This window comes from Pedobacter sp. A2324 (assembly GCF_059693705.1).
On the sequence record NZ_JCASSK010000003.1, the window covers coordinates 83743 to 108159 of the forward strand.

A 24417-nucleotide genomic window follows, 5' to 3' on the forward strand; every position below is an offset into this window, starting at 1 on the left:
TAAACAAAATGAAACTTAAGATATATTCATTAATCGCAGCAGGCACCATTGCAATGGCATTAAGCAGCTGCAAAAAAGACTTTTTAGAACAAAGTCCGCTTACTCAGGTTGGGCCTGACGTGGCTTTTGCTGATGCTGCGGCAGCAGAAAAACTTATACAGGGTGCTTACGACGGCATGTACAATGATTTCCATATCTGGGATTATATGACCAACGGTGATGTACGATCAGACAATGCTTACGCAGGCGGAGATAATCCTGCGAATATTCAGCTTGACCTGTTCACGGTAAATTCAACCAACGGGAACGTAGGCAGAGACTGGAATGCGCTTTACAGCGATATCAAAAACTGTAACTTAATCCTGACCAATGTACCGAATATCCAGGATCCGAAGCTGGATGCCGGCGACAGAAGAAAGCAAATTCTTGCTGAAGCCAGTATCCTTCGCGCCTATATGTATTTTAACCTGGTGAGAACCTGGGGATCTGTACCGCTGGTGGTAAAAGTACCTACTACTGATGCTGAGTTTTATCCGGCTAGGGCAACTGTCGACGCCATCTACGCCCAGATTGTTGCCGATCTGGAATACGGTGCTGCTAATGCCCGTACAACGGCTCCAAACAAAGGCATCATGACGAAAGGTGTCGCTAACGCTTTACTGGCAAAAGTATATGCATCGAAGGCTACTCCCGACTGGACTAAAGTAAGCACTTACGCAGATGCCGTAATTGGTGGCGGATATTCACTGGTTTCGAATTACGATTTTCTTTGGGATTCCAATCATAAAAACAATACTGAGGCCATTTGGGAAATGCAATATGATGGTTACGGTGGTCTACATGGTAACTGGATGCCAAGTGTGTTGGTGGGAACAGGCTGGAAACGTTTCAACACGCCGACCAATAGCTTATCTAAAGCATTTGATGATGCTGGTGATGCAGTACGTAAGGCCTCGAGCATTAAGTTTAATAATGTAGTTTCTGAAGGCTGGAGCGATTCCTACTGGTCTAAAACGAGCTATCCTTATATCAATAAGTATCGCGCCGATGATAAATCTGACAACTATATCTTAAGATTAGCAGACCTGATTTTATTAAAAGCGGAAGCGCTGAATGAATTAAGTGCATCAGGATGGTCGGCAGCGGCACCACTGGTTAACCAGATTCGCACCCGCGTGGGCCTTTCTGCCATAACAGCAACCGACCAGGCCTCTATGCGTTTAGCGATAGAAAATGAACGCCGTTTAGAACTGGCTTTTGAAGGACACCGCTGGTTCGATTTGCTGAGAACAAACCGTGTAATTCCGGTGATGAATGCTCAGGTAGATGGAGCAGGTGCAAATCTGAACTATAACCTGACTGCATCAAAATTGTATTTCCCCATCCCTCAGGATGAGCTGGATAAAAATCCAAACGTAAAATAAAACATTCTGGAAACAAAGGCGGCTATGGTCGCCTTTGTTTTATCATCATTTCCCAATTATCAATCTATATGAGGAACAATATGCTAAAATTCAGGGCCGGAACTGTACTGATAAAACCGCTTTACACTTTAGGTACAGCATTATGCTTACTGATTGTGGCCTGCGCCTGCAGCAAAGGTCCGGATACCTATAACGAAACGACCCCAAATGCAGCAGGCACTGGAGCGCCTTTAAAAACAGAAGTTGAATTCTGGCTAACCAAAGGCGACAAATCACAGCTCCTTAGGAAACAAAGCGTGGCGTTGAACTTCTCAAACGCTAAAAATGCCAATCCAACGATTGAAGTGGATCCTAAAACCACATTTCAATCTATCGATGGTTTCGGTTATACCCTAACCGGAGGAAGCGCTACCCTGATCAACAAACTTTCAGAAACTGAAAAAGACAAGTTATTAAAGGAGTTATTCGGTTCATCGGAAAATGCCATCGGGGTAAACTACATCAGGATCAGTATTGGGGGTTCAGACTTAAGTGCGACACCTTTTACCTATAATGACCTGGCAAAAGGTGAGACAGATGAGCAGCTGGCTAAATTTTCAATTGAAAAAGAACAGGCCGACCTGATTCCGGTTCTGAAAAGAATTGTGGCGATTAATCCGTCGATCAAGATATTGGGTTCTCCGTGGACTGCGCCTACCTGGATGAAAACAAACGGGAGCTATATAGGCGGGAGCCTGAAACCGGAGTATTATACGGTTTACGCTCAATACCTGGCGAAGTACATCCAGTCTATGAAAAGCCAGGGCATCACTATTGATGCGATTACGCCGCAAAATGAGCCGTTACACCCTGGGAACAACCCAAGTATGTATATGGCGGCACTAGATCAGGCCAGGTTTATTAAAACTGCCCTTGGACCGGTATTTAAAAGTAATGGAATCAGCACCAAGATCATTATCTATGACCACAATGCAGATAAGCCAGAATATCCGATTACCGTATTGAATGATCCTGATGCAAAGCAATATATTGACGGTTCGGCATTTCATTTATATGCCGGCCCGATTTCAGCCCTTACGCAGGTTCATAATGCGCATCCCGACAAGCATGTGTATTTCACTGAACAATGGGTTGGGGGGCCAAGCAATTTTGCAGAAGACCTGAAGTGGCACGTATCGACACTCATTATTGGTGCCACCAGAAACTGGAGCAGAAACGTACTGGAATGGAATTTGGCAGCCGACCAGAACTACAACCCGCATACCGATCAGGGAGGTTGTACTTCGTGCTTAGGCGCATTGACCATTGCCCCGGCTGTAAGCAGGAATGTAGCCTACTATGTGATTGCACATGCCTCTAAATTTGTTAAAACAGGCTCGGTACGCATCGCATCAAACGTGGTTGGCAACTTACAAAATGTGGCTTTTAAAACCCCTGAAGGGAAAAACGTACTGATTGTTTGCAACAACAATAATGTTGAAACTCCATTTAATATTAAATACAACGGAAAGATCATCAGCACCAGTTTAGACAAAGGTGCCGTAGGTACTTTTATCTGGTAAAGAATTTGTTTAATTGTTTAGTCAGCCCTGCCGCAAGCGGGGCTTTCTACGTTTAAAGCGTCGGAGTTCCAGGTACTTTGAGAGGATGATAAACTTGGCAAACTGTTTGTGGTATACGGCTAATCAATCTACATCAACATGAAAAATATCATCCCGGCATTCGCCATCATTGCTACAGGCCTTTTTGCTTCCTGCCAGGGCGGAACAGCTAAAAAAACCCAGGCCAAAATCGACTCAACCATTGTGAGCAGTGCAGAGACAGTTCAAGACTCGTCATATTGCTATCAGTATATTAATAAGCGCGATACTGCTACATTATCTTTTAAACAGGATGGAAATACCATTAGTGGTTCTTTGGGCTATAACCTGTACGAAAAAGATAAAAATGCAGGAACCATTAGCGGTTTGGTAAAAGGTGATACCATTGTGGCCGACTATACCTTTCAATCAGAAGGAAAAAGCTCTGTACGGGAGGTGGTATGGTTAAAGAAGGGTGAAACATTGGTGGAAGGATTTGGCGACGTGCAGGATGTTAATGGCAAAACAAAGTTCAAAGATATCAATAAGCTGACCTTTGGGGATGCTATGGTATTCACTAAAACTACATGTAAATAAAAAAGGAGCGCTGATGCGCTCCCTTTACATATTTTCAAATCTTTCCCAAAAGCCATCTACTGGCAATTTTGCGAAAATATCTACCGGTTCCTTTTTTACGGGGTGTAAAAAACGCAGCCTGCGTGCATGTAAACAAATGCTGCCTTTCCTGCTCCCACGCGGATAACCATATTTGTTGTCGCCAACAATCGGGCAACCCATGGATGATAACTGAACGCGGATCTGATGGGATCTTCCGGTTAAAGGATCGACTTCGATCAGGAAATAATCTCCAAGCTGTCCGATTAAACGATAAGACAGCTCTGCTCTCTGGCTACCGGTAATCTCGGTTTTATAATAGGTAACAACGTTTTTCTGTGGATTTTTAACCAGCCAGTGTACCAGGGTATCGGCCTCTTTTGGTGGACGGTTTTTAGCCACTGCCCAATAGGTTTTCTTTACTTCCCTGTTCTTGAATGCTGCATTCATCCTTTCCAGTGCCTTACTGGTTTTCGCAAAAAGAATTACCCCACTTACAGGCCTGTCCAGGCGATGTACCACCCCTAAAAAGGCACCATTTGGTTTGTTGTATTTATTTGCAATATATTTTTTTACCTGCTCATCAAGGGGCTCATCGCCGGTCTCATCGACCTGCACAATATCGCCTGCCCTTTTGTTAATGGCAATCAGGTGATTATCTTCAAAAAGGATGTCTTTATCTGTAATTGGCACCGGATATTACTATTTTAATGATTAAATCGGATGAACTTGCGCTTAAGAAAAATTAATACTGTTCTTTTTCACTCGGAAAATCTTTCCCTTTAACATCACGGATATAAGATTGTGCAGCGCCCAGAATTTCTTCGTACAAATTGATATACTGACGAAGAAAACGGGGTTTAAAGCCTTTGGTTAACCCAATCATGTCATTTACCACCAGTACCTGTCCATCGCAGTGCTGACCTGCACCGATCCCGATTGTCGGGATATGAAGGCTTTCAGAAACTTCTTTACCTAAAACTGCAGGGATTTTCTCCAGGACAATGGAAAAGCAGCCTGCTGCCTGTAAAGCCAATACATCACTTTTAAGTTTATTAGCCTCTTCCTCCTCTTTTGCACGAACAGTATAGGTTCCGAATTTATATATGGATTGTGGTGTTAAGCCCAAATGGCCCATTACCGGTATACCTGCTGTAATAATCCGCTGAACAGATTCAATGATTTCTTCCCCACCCTCAAGTTTTACCCCATGTGCACCGGATTCTTTCATGATCCGGATGGCCGAATTTAAGGCTTCTTTAGAATTCCCCTGATAAGAACCAAAAGGCAGGTCGACTACAACAAAGGCTCGTTTCACCGCTCTGATTACCGAAGCCGCGTGATAAATCATTTGATCAAGGGTAATGGGCAATGTGGTTTCGTGACCCGCCATTACATTTGAAGCAGAATCGCCAACCAACAAAACATCCAATCCCGCATCGTCTAAAATGGTGGCCATTGAATAATCGTAAGCAGTTAGCATGGATATTTTTTCGCCACGCTGCTTCATTTCCTGTAAAATATGCGTGGTTACTCTTTTTATTTCTTTGTGTACCGACATGGCTTTTGTTTTGTTGCCTCAAAAGTATCGTTTTATTTTTAACAGGAAACACGAAAGGTAAAGATTTAAAGCGAAATGACTAAAAGGAATGAGCCCCTCCCTTATTTCATATTTTCCTTTACATTATAAATCTTAAATCCTATCTTTGTACCCCGAAATGAAAGGGATATATTCATCGTTTTTTGCTACCTGCAAAAACAGCATAACTGCTGATCACCTCTCTTTTTTCCATTCTTTTTTTAATCAAAATCCATATTGTAATTACCATGACTAACTACACCAAGTTACCTGCGATTTTATTACTTGCCGATGGCACTGTTTTTCACGGCAAAGCTGCCGGAAAAATCGGAACCACTACCGGCGAAATTTGTTTTAATACCGGGATGACAGGTTACCAGGAGATTTTCACCGATCCAAGTTATTTCGGCCAAATCATGGTTACTACAAACTCGCACATTGGAAACTATGGTATCCATGCTGATGAGATCGAATCAGGTTCAATCAAGATTGCTGGTTTGGTTTGTAAGAACTACAATATCATTTATAGCCGTAAACAAGCTAAAGAATCTATTCAGGATTATTTCCAGAATGATAATCTGGTATCGATATCTGATATTGACACCCGTGCTTTGGTTCGTCACATCAGGGATAAAGGCGCGATGAACGCCATTATTTCTTCGGAAATTACGGATTTGGAAGAATTAAAACAAAAGTTAGCCAACGTACCTTCAATGGAGGGACTTGAGCTTTCATCAAAAGTGAGCACCAAAGAGCCTTATTTTTACGGTAAGCCGGATGCAAGCTTAAAAGTGGCGGCACTGGATTTAGGAATCAAGAAGAATATTCTTCGTAATTTTGAAGATCGTGATATTTATGTACAGGTTTTCCCTGCTAAAACAACCTTTGCAGAAATGGAAAGATTCAGTCCGGATGGATATTTCATTTCCAACGGCCCTGGCGATCCATCGGTAATGCCCTATGCTGTTGACACGATCAAAGAAATCCTTGCGGCAGATAAACCATTATTCGGTATTTGTTTAGGACACCAGTTATTGGCAGAAGCTAACGGCATTGGTACCATGAAAATGTTTAACGGTCACCGTGGTTTAAACCACCCGGTAAAAAACATCATTAAAAACCACTGTGAAGTTACTTCACAAAATCATGGTTTCGGTGTAATACCTGATGAAGTGAGAAATTCAGACAAAGTGGAAATCACACACGTTAACCTGAATGACAAATCAATTGAAGGAATTCGTGTGAAAGGAAAAAAAGCATTCTCGGTACAATACCACCCGGAATCTTCTCCAGGTCCACACGATTCACGTTACCTGTTTGATGACTTTGTTGATGTAATTAAAGGCGACTTAGCCTGGTAGCACTCAACTACTGTTTTAAGCTCAGTTAAAATATACTCCCATCTGCGAATCAACGGCATACATTGCCGCAGATTCGCAGATTTTGTTTAAAAGGATGTTATCCAGCTGCCTCCATCATCTGACCGACATTTTATTGATTTATAACCAAATTCATTTTCTATTCATTTAAAGCTGCTTACATTCGCATATGGAAACAATTAAAGCCATTATCAGTGTTAAAAATCTGGTAAAAAAGTATGACGATTTCGTGGCCGTTCAGGGCTTAACTTTCGATGTTTATGAGCATGAGATTTTTGGATTGCTTGGACCAAACGGTGCGGGAAAAACAACTACCCTCGAAATTATCGAAACCCTGAGGGATAAAACTTCGGGAGAGATCATAGTAGATGGCTTTTCAGTTGACCAAGATCCACATAAAATTAAGCAGATTATCGGCGTTCAGCTACAGGCTGCAGGCTACTATCCGAATTTAAACCTCGTAGAACTTATTGAGCTTTTCGCAGGACTGTATGGCGCCAATATTAAACCAATGGAGATGTTGGAAAAGGTGAACCTACAGGATAAAGCGAAAGCAAAATATAAAGCTTTATCAGGCGGACAAAAACAGCGTTTCTCTATTGCCACAACATTGATCAATCAGCCAAAGATTATCTTCCTCGACGAACCCACTACCGGCCTCGATCCCCAGGCCAGGCGGAACTTATGGGACCTGATTATCGAAATACGTAAAGCAGGAACTACAGTAGTAATCACTACCCACTATATGGATGAAGCGGAGCAGCTTTGCGATCGCGTGGCTTTTGTTGAACGTGGACAGATCATCGCACTCGATACACCTGACAACTTGATCGATGAATTAGTAAATAGTGGCTTTGAACGGAAAAAAGAAGTTAAAAAAGCGAATCTGGAAGATGTTTTCATCAACCTGACCGGAAAAGAGTGGCGTGAATAATCCGGGTTTTGTCGGCAAGCATACAGAATCTCAGTAAGTAATTATAAAATTAATCCAATATAAAACAGATATGAACGATCAAAATTCGGTCAACGCTTCAGGTACTGACACCTACAGCAACCTGACGGCAACGTTGGCTTTGGCTAAGGCAAGTTTTCGCTCGATTATGCGGAGCCCTTCGGCTGTAGTTTTTACACTGGCCTTTCCATTAATCTTCATATTGGTGTTTGGTTTTCTGGGTGGCGGCGGAATGCGAATTGATGTGGGTGTAACACCAGGTTCGGATGTCGACAATCCCGTGATGGGCATGCTTGAACAAACCGGCATGATCAGGCTGGTGAAAGACAAATCAAAAGCTGATTTTGATAAACTACTGGAAAAAGGCAATGTAGATGCCATGATTGATGTACACAGAAAAGTGAATTCGAGTGCCTATTCCGTAAACGTTGTTTATACTTCAGCTTCAAGAGATAAAGGTGGCATTTTAAAATCTGTGTTGAACAATGCATTTTACAACAAGACACTAAAACCATCGGTGGCAGAAATTAAAGAAAGTACCATTGTTGGCCGCGAGTATAGAACAATCGATTTTATTCTGCCCGGGCAGCTGGGTTTTTCCTTGTTGAGTACAGGGGTATTTGGCACTGCATTCGTGTTTTTGAGTTTACGCCAAACCCTGGTGATTAAACGATTTTTCGCCACGCCCGTACGGCGATCGAGCATAGTAATCGGAGAAGGTATTGCCAGGATAGGTTTTGCACTGATAGGTGCTTTATTTATCATCTTAATCGGACATTTCTTTTTCCATTTCACACTGGTCCATGGAGTCGTCACGGTGGTCAATATGCTACTGCTTGCCACGATGGGTATTATCGTGTTTATGGGCTTCGGTTTTATCATTTCAGGTCTTGCTAAAAGTGAAAGCATGGTGCCACCCATTTCCAATATTGTAACCTTGCCGCAGTTTTTATTGTCGGGCACTTTTTTCTCTATTGAGGCTTTCCCAACCTGGTTGCAACCCATTAGCCGTGCCCTACCTCTTACTTACTTAAACGACGCAATGAGAAAAGTGGCATTTGAAGGAATGGGATTGTGGGATGTTAAATTTCAGATTATGATTCTCGTGATCTGGGGAATAGGGATTTACGCAGTTGCCGTAAAAGTATTTAAGTGGGAATAACCTTTGAAACGTTAACTTTTTTTAACTTTTAAGCCGGATATATTAAATTAGTTTTGTAGAAATTTCTACACATGAAAAGACTAGTCATGATGAGCCTGTTGGTATTGGCGGGCTTATTTGCACAGGCACAATATACATTTTTAGCCAACAACTGTTCAGGGCAATACAATGTAAAGGTTTTCGTAGCCAGCTGTGAGGGTGGTAACTGCGGAGGAAAGGCAACTTTAGTGCTTTCCGATAAAATCACAGGAAAGGAACTGGAACCCTTTCACTCCTTAGATTTAGACTTTAATCTGACGGATAAACAAATGCCCGACTGGGCTGGGTGGAGTTGGGCAAATACCAGAGTCCGTTAATATTTGGCGACTTTAACTTTGATGGCTTTGAAGATATGGCGATCAGAAATGGAAACAATGGCGCCTATTCAAGTCCCTCCTTCGATGTTTACCTCGGCTCGGCAAATCAAAAGTTCATCATAAATCCAGAGTTTACCAAACTTGCCAGTGAAAACCTTGGGATGTTTGAAGTAGACAGAAAAACAAAGGAGCTCACCATCCACCTGAAAAGCGGCTGTTGTTATCAGCAGCGGATCACTTATAAGGTAACAACGAAAGATATACCATCAGAAGTATCCTCAGTTATTGAGGATTCTTCGATTGGTGATGATGTTACCGTCATCACCAGAAAGCTGGTTGATGGAAAGATGCAAAAGAAAGTAGAAAAGTTTAAGGCAAAAGAATACTATAGCGAACAGTAGACTTTGACTAAAGCGCTGCTTTTACCAGAAATGGCAAAATCTCTTTCTGAAAACTCACAAAGTTCTTACGTACGTCGGAATCACTTACAGAAGTAAAAGCGAAAGAGAAAACGATGCTTTTACTGGCCTTTAGCAGAAAAGCCAGTCCTTCCCTCCGTGCCGGATTATTTTTAAAGTTATCAAGTTGCAGGTAAGCAGCTAACAAAAGGGCTTCCAGCTGATCAGAAAGGTGTTTCAGGAACTCCTGTGAATTGGCATTCTCACGAACGAAATCCCATCCGATAAATTCATTACAGGCCGTAAAAGAAAGGCGGCTGGTTTTCATTACGAGGGCCTTTAAATGCTCTTCCTCGCTGGCATAACTGATTTTGTTATTTAATATTTCATATAAATTCTGATCCAGATAGTCCATCAGGATACTATCCAAAACCTGTTCTTTACTTTCGAAATATTTGTAAATGGTTGCTTTAGCAATACGTGCCTTTTTAGCAATTTCATTTACACTTGTTTTATGATATCCGTATTTTCTAAAAAGTTCTTTGGCAGCCTTTTTAACTGTATCCTTTATTTTTTCAGCTTCCATCTTAATTGCTTACATGTAACAGTGTGCTGCCCTGGAGTGTGATGGTATAGGTTTTCAGGCTTCTTTCGGCAGGGGCCTTTTGCGGGCTGCCATCAAGTAATGAAAACTTGGCACCAGAGCACGGGTCAGTAGCAGTTAAACCACTTTCATCGGGCACTATTTTACATACCTTTTCCGGATTAACGGTGCTACACCTGTCGAACGCGACAAAACTACCCAAAGGTGTTTTAACGATCACTAAACCTCCTACGCCGTAATTGGGCACCAACAATACATTGTTTGTTGATTTTATACTAAATTCAGCTAATGTGACATTATAATTTACAGCAACATCGGGAATATAGTTCTCTTCTTTTCCACAGCCGGTAGAGAGCACCAATAGGACGATTATGCCGTAAATATATTTCATATTAGATTAATGCCGACTTGTATTGTTTTAAGAAACGAACATCGTTCTCAGAGAACAGGCGCAAGTCTTTAATTTCATATTTCAGATTGGTGATGCGTTCGATACCCATTCCGAAAGCAAACCCGCTGTATTTTTTTGAGTCGATACCGCAGTTTTCCAATACATTCGGATCTACCATACCGCAACCTAAAATTTCTACCCAGCCACTATATTTACATAAGGGACAACCCGCACCTTTACAAATGGTACAGGAAATATCCATTTCTGCAGATGGCTCTGTAAATGGGAAATATGACGGGCGGAAACGCACTTTTGTACCTTCGCCATACAACTCCTGAACAAAGTAAAATAAGGTTTGTTTTAAATCTGCAAAGGATACATTTTCGTCTACATATAATCCTTCAACCTGATGAAAAAAGCAGTGTGCCCTTGCGGAGATGGCTTCATTGCGGTAAACACGTCCGGGCATAATGGCCCTGAAAGGCGGCTGCCCCTGCTCCATCATTCTCACCTGAACGGAAGAGGTGTGTGTACGCAGTGCGATATCACCCTTTTCACCGCCTTTTTTAATGAAGAAAGTATCCTGCATATCACGGGCAGGGTGTTCTTCAGGGAAGTTTAAAGCGGAAAAGTTATGCCAATCGTCTTCAATCTCCGGACCTTCAGCAACGGTAAAGCCAAGTTTGGCAAAAATTTCAACAATTTCACGCCTAACCAAAGCCAAGGGATGTCGTGAACCGATTTCGAAGCCTTCGCCCGGCAGGGTTAAGTCTTGCTCGTTCGCGCTTGCCTGAGACTGTGTTGCTTCAGTTGCTTCTTTTAAAGTTTGATATTTTGACTCAGCAAGTTGCTTAAATTCATTTAAGACTTTACCAAGTGATCTTTTTTCATCTGTGGAAACGGTTTTAAATTCTTCAAAGATTTCCTTGATAATTCCTTTGCTTCCTAAATATTTAATACGGAATTGCTCCAACTCATCTGCTTTTTCGGTTACGAAAGCGTTGATTTTTTCCGAGTATTGTGTTATTTTGTCCTGTAACATGGCTTCAAATATACGGCAAATTATCTTAAAAACTTACACCATCCGGGTTCAAAAAATCTGTTTACAATAGCATTATATAGGAAAATAGACTCAAAACAACAAAAGCCGCGATGAAGCGGCTTTTGTTGTTTGTATATTTTATCATGTACTAGATTACCCCTAAATCCTTGCCCACTTTGGTAAATGCAGCAATGGCTTTGTCGAGGTGATGTTGCTCATGACCTGCCGACAATTGCACACGAATTCTTGCTTTTCCCTGTGGCACAACAGGATAGAAAAATCCGATCACATAGATTCCTTCCTCAAGCATTTTAGCAGCAAAGTTTTGCGCTATTTTAGCATCGTACAGCATTACCGGAACGATGGGGTGAAAGCCAGGCTTGATATCAAAACCGGCAGCAGTCATTTTCTCACGGAAATATTTAGTATTGCTTTCCAGTTTATCCCTTAAAGCAGTGGTTTCGCTCAGCATATCCAGAACAGCAATGGAAGCACCGGCAATGGCTGGCGCCAGGGTATTCGAAAATAAATACGGACGTGAGCGCTGGCGCAACATATCAATAATTTCTTTCTTGCCGGAGGTAAAACCACCAGATGCACCACCCAGAGCCTTACCCAAAGTGCCTGTAATGATGTCAATGCGGTCCATCACGTCAAAATGTTCGTGTGTGCCGCGTCCGTTCTTACCAATAAAACCCGTACAGTGAGATTCATCAATCATGATCAGGGCCTCATATTTATCAGCCAGGTCAGCAATTTTATCTAAAGGTGCAACAGACCCGTCCATTGAGAAGGCACCATCGGTAACAATAATCCTGTGACGGCAATCTTTAGCTGCAATAAGTTGCTTTTCCAGGTCTTCCATATCGGCATTTTTGTAACGGAAACGCTGCGCTTTACATAACCTAACGCCATCAATGATTGAAGCATGATTCAGCTCATCAGAAATAATTGCATCTTCGGCATTAAACAAAGGTTCGAAAACACCACCATTTGCATCAAATGCCGCGGCATACAGGATTGTATCTTCCGTTCCGAGGAATTGGGAAATCTTTGCTTCCAGTTCTTTATGAACATCCTGCGTTCCGCAAATAAAGCGTACAGACGACATACCATAACCATGATCATCGATTGCTTTTTTGGCTGCTTCGATCACTTTAGGGTGAGAGGATAAGCCCAGATAGTTATTTGCACAGAAATTAATTACTTCTGCACCGCCGCTTACTTTGATATCAGCACCTTGTGGTGTTACAATGATCCTTTCGCGTTTATATAAACCTGCGTTTTCTATTTCTTCGAGTTCTTTTTGAAGAACCGGTTGTAGTGTTTTGTACATTTTGCTTAAGAAGATTTTGGTTCAAAGTTATAAAAAACTGTTAATGAAAGCTATTGTAGAGCGCTTCATTGAAAAAAAGCATTTTTCCTGCAACTGAACAAATCAAATTAGCGTCTACAACAATATATTTTGTTCCTTAACAAACTTTAACACCAACAAATGTGTATAGTGTTAAAACTTATTCGATATTTATAGATCACTAATCGTTACACATGAGAAAAATCTACGCCCTTATTTTCTTTTGCTTTACTACAAGCCTGGCTTTTGCTCAACATTTGATTAGTGGCACAATAAAGGATAATAACGGACAGCCGATCCCTTTCACTTCTGTGTATTTAAAAAACACCACAACAGGAACATCAGCAAACGTTGACGGGAAATATGAGATGAAGCTGAAAAGAGGTCAGCAAACCATTAGCTTCAGGGCGGTGGGTTATAAACAACAGGACCACATTGTCAATTTAGACCGTGATATAACATTAAATATTACGCTGGCCTCAGAAAGTTATACCCTTGATAATGTAAACATCAGGGCCAATGCAGAAGATCCGGCTTATGAAATTATCAGGAAAACGATCGCGCAGAGAAAAACTCACCTTGAGGAGGTAAAGGCATTTAGTTGTGATGTGTACATTAAAGGCGTTCAGCGGCTGAAGGGTGCGCCAAAGAAATTTTTTGGCAGGGATATACAGAAAACCCTGGAGCTTGATACTAACCGGAAAGGCATTATTTACCTATCCGAATCGCAAAGTAAATTTAGCTTCAGAAGGCCGAATGACGTGCATGAAGAAATGATTTCCTCTAAAGTTGCAGGAAGAAATAATGCATTCAGTTTTAATAAAGCATCCGACCTGATCATTAATTTCTATGACAACTATCTGCTGGAAAATACGCTGAGTTCACGAGGCTTTATTTCCCCTATTGCTGATAATGCCCTTTTTTACTATAAATACAAACTACTGGGAGAAAGTACAGAAAACGGCCAGTTGATTCATAAAATAGAGGTGAGCCCACGCAGGGTAAATGATCCGGTTTTCAGGGGCATTATTTACATCATGGATGAGAGCTGGCGCATTTATAATACCGATTTATACTTAACCAAACAGGCGGGTATTAATTTCATTGATACACTAAATATTAACCAGCAGTTTACAAAAGTTAAAGATGTATATATGCCAACCGGTATCAACTTTCAGTTTACCGGAAATGTTCTGGGCTTCAAAATAGCCGGTTACTACCTGGGGGTATATAGCAATTATAACGTAAATCCTAATTTTCCAAAAAACCTTTTTACAGGTGAAATCTTGAAGGTTACTGAAATGGTTAACAAAAAAGATTCCTTGTACTGGGTTGAAAACAGACCAATTCCGCTTACGGCTGATGAGAAAATCAATTACATCAAGAAAGATAGTGTTGCGAAGCTAAAAGAGTCCAAGCATTATCTTGATTCACTGGAAAAAGACAATAACAAATTCAGCATCGGTAAATTAATTTTGAGGGGCTATAGCCAGAATGACCGGTATGATAAACATTCGTTAAGCTTCGACCCGGTTTGGAGAGCTATATTTTACAATACCGTGGAAGGATTGGCCATCAAGTATGGCGTCACTTATCGCCAGGAGTATGAAAACAGAAGGTTTTACTCTATCCGTCCTGAAGTGCGCTATGGATTTGCCAACCGGAAATTAACAGGCAGTATTACAGGAAATTATTTTTACAACCCACTCAAACGGGCCAGCTATGGTGGTTCATTCGGAAACGGCATTTTCGATCTGAATAATCTGGGTTCGATGACGCCGCTGGGCAATACAATTAACTCCTTGCTTTACGAAAAGAACTTCCCGAAGTATTACTATAAGGATTTTGTGAGTTTATATACCACCAGAGAGCTGGCTACGGGCCTTCAGGCGAATTTAAGCGCCGATTACAGTCATAACAAAGCTTTAGCTAACAATTCTACATTTAAGTTTTTCGATGCGAAGGACAGAGAATTTACTTCCAACAACCCTTTTGTTCCGGAAGCAGAAGTACCGTTATTCCCTGATTACAGCTCGTTAAGTGTAACTGCAAGCTTGACTTATACCATCGGACAAAAATACATTACCCGGCCTGACGGCAAATTTTATACGGAGTCGAAATATCCAAAAATTACTTTGCTTTATAAAAAGGGGCTGAATAATGTTTTGGGAAGCGATGTAGATTATGATTTTGTGAAAGCTGAGATTTTTGAAGACCGGATTGGACTTGGATTATGGGGACATACTTCATTTTTAGTCGGAGTAGGGAAATTCCTTAATAATGCCAAAATGTATTATCCTGACTTCAAACATTTTTCAGGTAATATTTCAACCATCTTCCCTCCCAACTTGAGGAAGTTTCAATATCTTGACTTCTACCAGTTCAGCACCAAGGAGCAGTATTTTGAAGCACATCTTGAACATAACTTCGCAGGATTCTTCATGAATAAGATTCCATTGTTGCGTAAGCTAAAGCTGGAAGAGCTGGTGGGCGGAGGCTATTTATCTTCACCTGAGAAACGGAATTATAAAGAATTTTACTTCGGTATCCAGCGCCTGGTTTTAAGGGCCAGCTATGGTTTTGCTTATGATGGCGCAAAGAAAATTAATCAGGGCTTTAGAATAAGCTATGGATTTTAAACTTAAAAGCGAATGTGGAATGGACTAAGCTTGCTGTTTGGCATTTAAGCTAAAAGCATTATCTTTGCGCTGCTTTAACGCCGTTTGCAGCGGTATCAGTGCATCATGAAAAAATATCAAACACTACTTTACTATTGCTATAGTTACATAGCAGAGGCAGAGCAATTTGCTGCCGATCACCTTAAATTTTGTAAATCATTAGACCTTGTTGGCCGTATTATCGTTGCCGATGAAGGTTTAAACGGCACCGTTTCGGGAACTCCTGAAGCCTGCGAAGCATATATGCAAGCCATTCATTCAGATGAAAGGTTTGCCAAAACTGAGTTTAAAATCGATGATGTGGAAGAACCGTCTTTCATTAAGATGCACTGCCGTTATAAGTCTGAGATTGTTCATTCCGGCTTACGCGATACCACCATCATCAATCCCAATGAAAAAACAGGGAAGCACCTCGAGCCTGTAGATTTCATGAAAATGAAAGACGACGAAGATGTGATCATCCTGGACGTACGCTCTAATTACGAGCACAACCTGGGAAGATTCAAAAATGCAGTGACCCTGGATATTGAGAACTTCCGCGACTTCCCGGAGCAAATCAATCAGTTGGCACAATACAAGGATAAAAAAATCCTAACGTACTGCACCGGTGGAATCAAATGCGAGAAAGCTTCAGCTTTGCTTCTGCACCACGGATTCAATGATGTTTACCAGTTACACGGCGGAATTATTAAGTATGGTAAAGAAGCCGGAGGCAAAGATTTTGAAGGGAAGTGTTATGTTTTCGACAATCGGATTGCAGTGGATGTTAACCAGGTGAATCCAAAGGTCGTTTCAGTTTGCTTTAATTGTGGCACCACAACGCCTAAGATGATCAACTGTGCCAATCCGGAGTGTAATGAACACATCACCCAATGCGATGCCTGCGGTGAACAACTGGAAGGATGTTGCTCCGTTGCCTGTACCACAAATCCGCGTAAACGTCAATACGACGGAACCGGATATTATGTCAAAGTACCGCAGCCCGTTGGAGCTAAGTAAGGCCAATTGTGCAATTTTTGCTTATTTTGCGGACTAATAGCCTGGCCGAATCAATTTATGCTAAAATATCTGTACTATCCCCTTTTTCTTTTAGCTGCTCTTTCTCTCCATTTGCATGCATCTGATATAAAAAGTATAGGTGTTCCGTACATAGAAAATTACCCTAAATCTGTTTACGCATCGGGGAATCAAAATTGGAGCATCGCCAAAGATCAGAATGGTGTAATGTATTTTGGAAACGCGGAGGGATTGCTTACGTTCGACGGGCGTTACTGGCAGAAATACAAAATGCCTAACCGCCAAATCGTTCGCGCTGTTGCAACCGATAACAAAGGAAAAATATATACTGGCAGTTTCGGGGAATTTGGTTACTGGAGCCTCAAAAATAATCGTTTAATTTATAGCTCGTTAACGAAACTGCTTCCGAAGGGAATTACGGTTACCGACGAAATCTGGAAAATTTACACCGATCAGGACCGCGTAATTTTCCAGTCATTCTCCAGGATATTTATCTATAAAAATAACAGAATCGAAGTGGTAAAATCGCCTTCTTCATTCCTGTTTCTGCATAAGGTAAACAAAAGATATCTGGTAGAGGTGCTGGAAAAGGGTTTATTTGAACTCATTGGCAATAAGCTCAGGCCAATACCGGGAAGTGAGATACTGGGCAAAGAGGGTATCCTGTCCATTTTACCTTATAAAAATGGTGGTTTTATTATAGGAACAAGCAAGAACGGTCTTTTCACCTACGATGGGAAAACCTTTAGTCCGCTGAATACCCTTGCCAACAGCTATCTGAAAACCTACCAGCTGAACAACGGGGCTGTACTGATGGGCAAATACTTTGTCTATGGAACCATATTAAACGGCCTGATTATTATTGATGAAAATGGACGCGTTGTGCAGCAGATCAACAAATCGAGTGGTTTACAAAACAATACCGTATTAAGTTTATTTGCTGATGACGAGCAAAACCTGTGGACGGGCCTGGATAATGGAATCGACCGGATTGAGTTAAATTCCCCTTTGTATTTCTACTTCGATAAAACAGGGCAGTTTGGGACAGTATACTCAAGTATTATTTTCAATGGTAAGATTTACCTTGGCACCAACCAGGGACTTTTTTACAGTAACTGGAATCCGGAAAGTGAGCTAAACTCCTTTAACTTTCGTCTGATTCCGAATTCCCAGGGACAGGTGTGGGAGCTTACCGTAATTGATAATGAGTTAATTTGCGGCCACAATAGCGGAACATTCAAAGTGCTGGGCGACGAGATTCAATGGCTGTCCCGAACCGGTGGTGGGTGGACCATTAAAAAACTAAATTCAAATCCTGGCTATCTGATACAGGGAACCTATGTAGGGCTAACCCTCTTCAGTAAAACGGCCGGATCAGCGTTGAAGTTTGAAAGGAAGATCGGCGGCTTTGATGCACCATCGAGATTCATTGAGCAGGATGCTAAAGGTGATGTTTGGGTAAGCCACGCCTATAAAGGTTTGTATAAACTTACGTTGAGTAGCGATTACTCTAAAGTAACGGCTACGCGATACTTTGATGAGAAAAACGGATTACCTGGCAACTATAATATCAACATCTTCAACCTCGAAAACAGGATCGTTTTTTCTTCTGACGCTGGCTTTTACACGTATGATGAACTCAGCAACAAGTTCACAAAATACGATGTCCTGAATAAAAAACTGGGCTCGTTCGAAACGTCGAATAAAATTATCAATGCCGGCAATAAAAAATACTGGTTTATCAATCACGGTAAAACAGCCCTGGTTAATTTTAGTGAACCTGGTAAGCTGGAAATCGATTCTAATCAGTTTAGTTTGCTGGATGGGCGAATGGTGCAGTATTATGAGAACATCAGTAAAATCAGCAATGCCATTTATCTGATCAGTGTTGACGATGGCTTTGTGATTTATAACACTACCCAGAACCAGAGCAATGTAAACCGGAAACTGCCTAAGGTACTGATCAGAAGACTGGACGATATTACGGATAAATACCATACCATTAGTGAAACTGGCAACAACGAGCGTGATATTGAGATTCCATACAGCAGGAATAATATCCGCATTTCATTTTCGCTACCCTATTACCGCCAGGCAAAGGTTAAATATCAATTCTTCCTGGAAGGCTATTCAAAAGACTGGTCTGACTGGAACTTTGCTTCCCAAAAAGACTTCACCAATTTAGGCAGTGGCACCTATGTATTCAAAGTAAGGGCAAAGATCAACGACAATTCGGTTAGCGACATAACTAACTTTGAGTTTGAGGTATTGAGACCATGGTATTTGAATAACTGGGCCATTCTGATATATATTATTCTTCTGGCATTCATATTAAGGGCTGGCAAACAGGTTTATGAAAAGAAGCTAACAAGAGACAGTAAAAAAATAAGTGACAGGTTACAGGCTGAAAAGGAGGAAGTTTTACGTCAGGAAGCGGAGATTAACGAAAAACAGATCCACAAGCTTCAAACGGAGAAGCTTCAAACGGAGCTTGCCTCGAAAAACAGGGAACTGGCAAACTCTGCCATGACTTTGGTATATAAAAATGAGTTGCTTCAAAAGCTAAGTGACGAAATCATGAAGCTCAAAGATGAGAACGGGAAAAAACTTTCGGACGACCAGACCAGAAAAATTCAGAAAGTGATTAACGATGGTATGAATGATGAGCGGGATTGGCACTTATTTGAAAACAGTTTCAATGAGGCCCATGAAAGTTTCTTCAAAAAGCTAAAAGCACAACACCCGGACCTTGTTCCGAACGACCTTAAGTTATGTGCTTACCTGAGGATGAACATGAGCAGTAAAGAGATGTCATCGCTGCTTAATATTAGTGTCCGGGGCGTTGAAATACGCCGGTACAGATTAAGGAAAAAGCTTGAAGTGGCGCATGATAAAAACTTAACTGAGTTTTTGATGGAGTTGTAATATCAATGCTCAGGTGGCTTTCGTTTCCTTCCGATTTGTTCGAAAGTATTACGGAAAGCGCTTGATCCGGTTTTGATTAATAACCGTTTTTTGTAAACTGCGCGTTAAATAGTGGTTGACATCACTACATCATTACCTGCTCAGGGCGGTTTTTTATACCCTACAACACCCTTTGTGTAAAAAATACACTTAGACTATGCATTTTAACATTCTCTTGCATCAAAAAGTGCGTTTTTAGGCCAAAATCGCGTTCGGTATCCTCTTACACAAAACAACAATTTAACATTTGATGTAATAATGTATAGGTCTTGGCACTTGCACAAGCAGAAAAACAACCTCAACTTTAACATAACAATTAAACTAAATTATAATAATAGCATGAAAAGAATCTTTACAAGAATTTCTGTTCTCGCTGCACTTTGCTTGCTAACCATTAACGTAGCAATTGCGCAAAACATTACCGTAAAAGGTAAGGTAACTGACGGAGGTGACAAGTCATCTTTGCCAGGCGTAACCATTACAATTAAAGGCGCACAAGGAGGCACGCAAACAGATGCCGATGGAAACTATTCGATCAGTGTACCATCAACAGCAACACTGGTATTTAACTTCGTTGGTTATACTGCACAAGAGCAGGCAGTAGCTAACCGCACCTCTATTAATGTAGCATTACTTTCCAGTACGCAACAACTCGAGCAAGTTGTAGTGGTGGGTTACGGCACGCAAAGAAAGATTGATGTAACAGGATCGGTGGCGAGTGTAAAAGGAGAAGAGATCTCGAAACAGGCGTCGACAAATCCTGTGAGTGCATTGCAAGGAAAAGTAGCTGGGGTAACAATTACAAACGCAGGTAGTCCGGGAAGTTCCCCTCAAATCAAAATCAGAGGCCAGGGAACTATTTATGGTTCTGCAAACCCTTTATACGTAGTTGACGGTGTTTGGTATGACGATATCAACTTTTTAAATCCCGGCGACATTGAAAATATCAGTATTTTGAAAGATGCCTCAGCACAGTCAATTTTCGGTATTCGTGCCGCGAACGGAGTTGTTCTGGTAACGACTAAAAAAGGGCGTACCAATACTCCAACTACTATTAATTATGATGGCTATGTTGGTTTCCAAAAAGTGACCAATCAGGTTGAAATGGCAAATGCATCAGAATATGCAACCATTATAAATGAGTTGTATACATCAAATGGCAATGCTGCATTATTCAGTAATACCAACCTTGGGGAAGGAACAAACTGGTACGATCAGGCTTTGAGAAACGCGCTTGTGACCAACCATCAGGTTTCGATAATGGGTGGTTCAGAAAAATCTAATTACAATTTATCGCTCGGTTATCTGAATCAGGATGGTATTATTAAAACCAATAATTATAAAAGATACACTGCCCGCTTGTCAAATGATATCCAAATTTTCAAACCATTGAAAGTTGGCTATACTGTTACAGGAGTGATGGGAAACACTAAAGACAACCCATCGAGTATTTATCATCAATTATTTGCAGCTTCTCCAACAGTACCGGTATTCAATGCAGACGGTAGCTATGGCGATCCCAAAAGTCAGAATTTAGGTGATGGTGCTAACTTCAATCCACAGGCAACTTTAGATTTTTTCAATTCACAATCAAAAAACAACAGGGTTACAGGAAATGTATATGCTGAATTAAAATTTGCAAAGCATTTCACATTCAAGACAAGTTTGGGTGGAGAATTCGGACAAATTGAGACAAGAGCATATGTGCCAAAATACTATGCTACCCTGGCTCAACAAAGTAACATAAGTACTTTAACCCTGGGAAGAACAGAAACCAGAAACTGGTTAATTGAAAATACCCTGACTTATAATAATACGATCGCAAAGGATCATAACCTGACAGTATTAGTTGGACAATCTGCACAACAGAACAAAAGTTACAACTTAACAGGTACCGCTCAAAATGTTCCGTTCAACACTGAGGCAGACTTATATTTAACACTAGGTGACTTAGCCAGCAGAACAATTGTTGATGGAGGCTCACTTTATAAGTTTGCATCATATTTTACCAGAGCAAACTACAGTTTCAAAAACAAATACCTTTTGAATGCATCCGTTCGTGCAGACGGGGCCTCTCAGTTTTTTGGATCTGATACCTGGGGTTATTTCCCATCCGTAGGTTTAGGCTGGGTAGTAACGGAGGAAGGTTTTATGAAAGACCAACAGATCTTTAACTCACTAAAAATCCGTGGTAGCTGGGGTAAGATTGGAAACGCAGCAGTTCCAAGAAATCCAACTCAGTTAAACATCACTCAAACACCAGATCTTACTGCAGTTTTCGGTAATGATTTAACTTATACGGGTGCAAACGTTTTCTCTTATGTTCCACCAACAATTTCCTGGGAACGTGGAGTGGGTACAAACATTGGTTTTGAGGCCTCATTACTTAAAAGCAGGTTGTCAATAGAAGCCGACTACTATCTACGAAAAACTTCACAGTCGATATTCAATTTACCAATTTTGGGTAGTTTAGGTTCAAAAGATCCTCAAATCTTAGGAAATCAGGCGGATCTGGAGAACAAAGGCTTTGAATTTTCGGCAACATGGAGAGATCGTTCGGAGGGTGGCTTCGGATACTCACTTAGTGGGAACGTGGCATATAATGCCAATAAGGTTACCAATGTAGTTTCAGGTGCAAATCCAATTTACGCAGGAAGTACTGGGATTACCAACGGGTATCTGGCAACAAGAACAGTTGCAGGTCAACCAGTGGGACAATTTTACGGCTATCAGGTAGTTGGAATTTTCCAGACTGCAGCAGAAATTGCATCATCACCAACGCAGTCGAACGCTGCTCCAGGCGGCTTTAAATATCAGGATGTTAATGGAGATGGCATTATCAATGCAAATGATAAGGTTGTTCTGGGAAATCCTAACCCTAGATTCACCTATGGTTTCAACACTAGTTTTGAATACAAAAATTTCGACCTTGCTTTGGATTTCCAGGGTGTAGCAGGTGTTGAGGTTTATAATGCCAACATTGCATTCCGTTACGGAAACGAGAACTTCACAAAAGATTTTTATGATAACAGATGGCATGGTGCTGGGACATCAAATACCTATCCATCAGCAAACGTGGGCGGATCAGCCAACTCTGCGCCAAATTCATTCTTTGTAGAAAGTGGTTCATATTTTAGAATCCGTAATGCTCAATTGGGTTATACCTTGCCAAAAGCAATCACTGAAAAATTAAAAATGCAAAAAGTTCGTTTTTACGCCAATGCGCAGAATGCACTTAACATTTTCGGATATAAAGGATTTAGCCCGGAGATTGTAGCCTCGACAACTCAAAATAGTCCATCATCACTGAATGCTGGTATCGACGCTAATGTGTATCCATTATTTGCTACATACAACTTTGGTATTAACGTAACTTTCTAAAACTAAAACAATGAAAAATATAATATATAAAAATGCTGTTTTAGGAATAGGCCTTTTAGGCTTAGTAACTATTACGCCTGGCTGTAAAAAAAGCTTTTTAGACGTTCCAACTCAGGCAGAACAAGCATCCGGCACCTTTTGGGTAGATCAGAATGACGCAGCTAAAGGAGTAAATTCAATTTATGCAAATTTAAGGGCTTGGGGTAATACCGCTTTCCCGGCTATAGCTGTGGAAAGCATGGGTGCAGATGAGGCAGAAAAAGGAAGTAGCCCTACCGATGCAACATATTTCAATGACTACGATACCTTTAGTGTAAATCCGGCTGACGGGCAATTATCTGGCTTCTGGAATGCACAATATCAAAATATCTTTCTTGCTAATCAGGTGTTGACCAATGTTCCAAAAATTTCGATGGATGCAGCGCTTAAAAGCAGGTATTTAGCAGAGGCTAAGTTTATTCGTGCATTATCTTATTTTAGGTTAGTGAGAGCTTTTGGAGACATTCCTTTAAGAACAACTGTTGCTGCCGATGCAAGTGAATACAATATTGCGAAATCTCCAAAAGCACAGGTTTATGCTTTAATCGAGTCGGATTTAAATGATGCAGCTGCAGTTCTGCCTCAAAGCTATCTGGCTACAGATTTGGGAAGAGCCACAAAAGGTGCGGCATTAGGCCTTCACGCTAAAGTTGCCATGTATCAAAAGAAATGGAGCGATGTACTTTCTTACACGAATTCCGTAATGACCTTAGGTTATTCGTTGCTTCCTGTTTATGATAATGTTTTCCGTGTTGCAGCTGAAAATGGCGTTGAATCAGTGTTTGAAATTCAGGCAGCTTTAATTCCTGGAAATGCAGCTGCTTCTAACTCACAATATTCTCAGGTTCAGGGTGTACGCGGCGTCACTGGTGGCGGATGGGGCTTTAATGTACCTACGTCAGCATTAGCAGCGGCATTCGAAACAGGAGATCCCCGCAGGGATGCGACAATAATTTTCAGAGGTGAAACTACCCCACAAGGTGATGTGATAGCAGCAACTGGTGATAACCCAATGTACAACCAAAAATCATATGTTCCTTTCAGCATGTATGTAAGTGGTTTCAATGAGGGTTGTCAGCAAAACTTCAGGGTATTGCGTTATTCGGATATCTTATTGATGAATGCTGAAGCTGCCAACGAATTAGGAAACAGTGCTCAGGCTATTAGTTCACTTGAAATCGTTAGAGCAAGAGCACGCCAGGGTAATGCAGCAATTCTTCCTAAAGTTACTTCTACCGATCAAACTACACTACGTAATGCGATCTGGAAAGAGCGCCAGGTAGAATTGGCCATGGAGTATGATCGTTATTTCGATGTGATCCGTCAGGGACGTGGAACAGCTGTTTTCGGTGTTAAAGGCTGGAAAGCAAATAAAAATGAAGTTTGGCCAATCCCACAAACAGAAATCGATATCAGTGGCGGTTTATTAACGCAAAACCCAGGTTACTAAAACAACATAAATAAAAATAAGGGCTGCCCATGGTGGCGGCCTTTATTTTAAT

Annotated in this window: 19 protein-coding genes; 13 read left to right on the forward strand and 6 right to left on the reverse strand. The window is 41.2% G+C overall.

Annotated elements, in window-relative coordinates; translation table 11 throughout:
* The first annotated feature begins 8 nt into the window (after nucleotides 1-8).
* The 3 genes from AC570I_RS09680 (at nucleotide 9) to AC570I_RS09690 (ending at nucleotide 3601) form a co-directional block, all read left to right on the forward strand.
* A complete protein-coding gene (locus AC570I_RS09680) occupies nucleotides 9-1424 on the forward strand; it encodes a RagB/SusD family nutrient uptake outer membrane protein (protein ID WP_497405298.1) in 1416 nt (471 codons plus the stop codon).
* 68 nt (nucleotides 1425-1492) lie between these two features.
* Entirely contained in the window at nucleotides 1493-2986 is a 1494-nt protein-coding gene (locus AC570I_RS09685; RefSeq protein WP_497405299.1) for a glycoside hydrolase family 30 protein, read from the forward strand.
* A 138-nt stretch (nucleotides 2987-3124) separates the two neighbouring features.
* Nucleotides 3125-3601, forward strand: coding sequence for a hypothetical protein (locus AC570I_RS09690; RefSeq protein WP_497405300.1), 477 nt, complete (start codon nucleotides 3125-3127; stop codon nucleotides 3599-3601).
* A gap of 24 nt (nucleotides 3602-3625) precedes the next feature.
* Here AC570I_RS09690 and AC570I_RS09695 read toward each other — a convergent pair whose 3' ends face one another.
* Both AC570I_RS09695 and panB read right to left on the reverse strand, forming a co-directional pair.
* Entirely contained in the window at nucleotides 3626-4312 is a 687-nt protein-coding gene (locus AC570I_RS09695) for an RluA family pseudouridine synthase (RefSeq protein ID WP_497405301.1), read from the reverse strand.
* Between the two features lie 52 nt (nucleotides 4313-4364).
* Nucleotides 4365-5180, reverse strand: coding sequence for a 3-methyl-2-oxobutanoate hydroxymethyltransferase (gene panB / locus AC570I_RS09700; protein WP_497405302.1), 816 nt, complete (start codon nucleotides 5178-5180; stop codon nucleotides 4365-4367).
* A 266-nt stretch (nucleotides 5181-5446) separates the two neighbouring features.
* Here panB and carA point away from each other — a divergent pair, with 266 nt between their 5' ends.
* The 5 genes from carA (at nucleotide 5447) to AC570I_RS09725 (ending at nucleotide 9448) form a co-directional block, all read left to right on the forward strand.
* On the forward strand, nucleotides 5447-6559 hold the full coding sequence (gene carA / locus AC570I_RS09705) for a glutamine-hydrolyzing carbamoyl-phosphate synthase small subunit (protein ID WP_497405303.1): 1113 nt from the start codon (nucleotides 5447-5449) through the stop codon (nucleotides 6557-6559).
* 187 nt (nucleotides 6560-6746) lie between these two features.
* Nucleotides 6747-7511: an ABC transporter ATP-binding protein gene (locus AC570I_RS09710; RefSeq protein WP_497405304.1), complete on the forward strand. Its 765-nt coding sequence runs from the start codon at nucleotides 6747-6749 to the stop codon at nucleotides 7509-7511.
* A 70-nt stretch (nucleotides 7512-7581) separates the two neighbouring features.
* On the forward strand, nucleotides 7582-8691 hold the full coding sequence (locus tag AC570I_RS09715; RefSeq protein WP_497405305.1) for an ABC transporter permease: 1110 nt from the start codon (nucleotides 7582-7584) through the stop codon (nucleotides 8689-8691).
* 71 nt (nucleotides 8692-8762) lie between these two features.
* Entirely contained in the window at nucleotides 8763-9047 is a 285-nt protein-coding gene (locus AC570I_RS09720; RefSeq protein WP_497405306.1) for a hypothetical protein, read from the forward strand.
* Nucleotides 9017-9448 (forward strand): XAC2610-related protein, encoded by a 432-nt coding sequence (locus tag AC570I_RS09725; RefSeq protein ID WP_497405307.1) that lies wholly within the window; start codon nucleotides 9017-9019, stop codon nucleotides 9446-9448. The genes AC570I_RS09720 and AC570I_RS09725 overlap by 31 nt, the downstream gene beginning before the upstream one ends.
* Nucleotides 9449-9455: 7 nt before the next feature.
* Here the strand turns inward: AC570I_RS09725 and AC570I_RS09730 are convergent, their stop codons facing one another.
* From AC570I_RS09730 to kbl, 4 genes are all read right to left on the reverse strand, one after another.
* The gene (locus AC570I_RS09730) at nucleotides 9456-10031 is read right to left on the reverse strand and encodes a TetR/AcrR family transcriptional regulator (RefSeq protein ID WP_047798552.1); all 576 of its coding nucleotides are present in this window, start codon (nucleotides 10029-10031) and stop codon (nucleotides 9456-9458) included.
* Nucleotide 10032: 1 nt separating this feature from the next.
* A complete protein-coding gene (locus AC570I_RS09735; protein WP_497405308.1) occupies nucleotides 10033-10440 on the reverse strand; it encodes a Rieske (2Fe-2S) protein in 408 nt (135 codons plus the stop codon).
* Between the two features lies 1 nt (nucleotide 10441).
* Nucleotides 10442-11482, reverse strand: a complete 1041-nt coding sequence (gene pheS, locus AC570I_RS09740) for a phenylalanine--tRNA ligase subunit alpha (protein WP_316800094.1) — start codon at nucleotides 11480-11482, stop codon at nucleotides 10442-10444.
* Between the two features lie 148 nt (nucleotides 11483-11630).
* Entirely contained in the window at nucleotides 11631-12818 is a 1188-nt protein-coding gene (gene kbl, locus AC570I_RS09745) for a glycine C-acetyltransferase (protein WP_047798555.1), read from the reverse strand.
* A 212-nt stretch (nucleotides 12819-13030) separates the two neighbouring features.
* Between kbl and AC570I_RS09750 the strand changes: the two genes are divergently transcribed.
* The 5 genes from AC570I_RS09750 to AC570I_RS09770 all read left to right on the forward strand — a co-directional run bounded on the left by AC570I_RS09750 (nucleotide 13031) and on the right by AC570I_RS09770 (nucleotide 24365).
* Nucleotides 13031-15475, forward strand: a complete 2445-nt coding sequence (locus tag AC570I_RS09750) for a DUF5686 and carboxypeptidase regulatory-like domain-containing protein (protein ID WP_497405309.1) — start codon at nucleotides 13031-13033, stop codon at nucleotides 15473-15475.
* Between the two features lie 105 nt (nucleotides 15476-15580).
* Nucleotides 15581-16513 carry an oxygen-dependent tRNA uridine(34) hydroxylase TrhO gene (gene trhO / locus AC570I_RS09755; RefSeq protein ID WP_047798557.1) on the forward strand — a complete coding sequence of 311 codons (933 nt, stop codon included), beginning with the start codon at nucleotides 15581-15583 and terminating at the stop codon, nucleotides 16511-16513.
* A gap of 57 nt (nucleotides 16514-16570) precedes the next feature.
* The gene (locus AC570I_RS09760; protein WP_497405310.1) at nucleotides 16571-19456 is read left to right on the forward strand and encodes a triple tyrosine motif-containing protein; all 2886 of its coding nucleotides are present in this window, start codon (nucleotides 16571-16573) and stop codon (nucleotides 19454-19456) included.
* Between the two features lie 378 nt (nucleotides 19457-19834).
* Entirely contained in the window at nucleotides 19835-22876 is a 3042-nt protein-coding gene (locus AC570I_RS09765; protein WP_497405311.1) for a SusC/RagA family TonB-linked outer membrane protein, read from the forward strand.
* A gap of 10 nt (nucleotides 22877-22886) precedes the next feature.
* On the forward strand, nucleotides 22887-24365 hold the full coding sequence (locus AC570I_RS09770) for a RagB/SusD family nutrient uptake outer membrane protein (protein WP_497405312.1): 1479 nt from the start codon (nucleotides 22887-22889) through the stop codon (nucleotides 24363-24365).
* Nucleotides 24366-24417 lie beyond the last annotated feature (52 nt).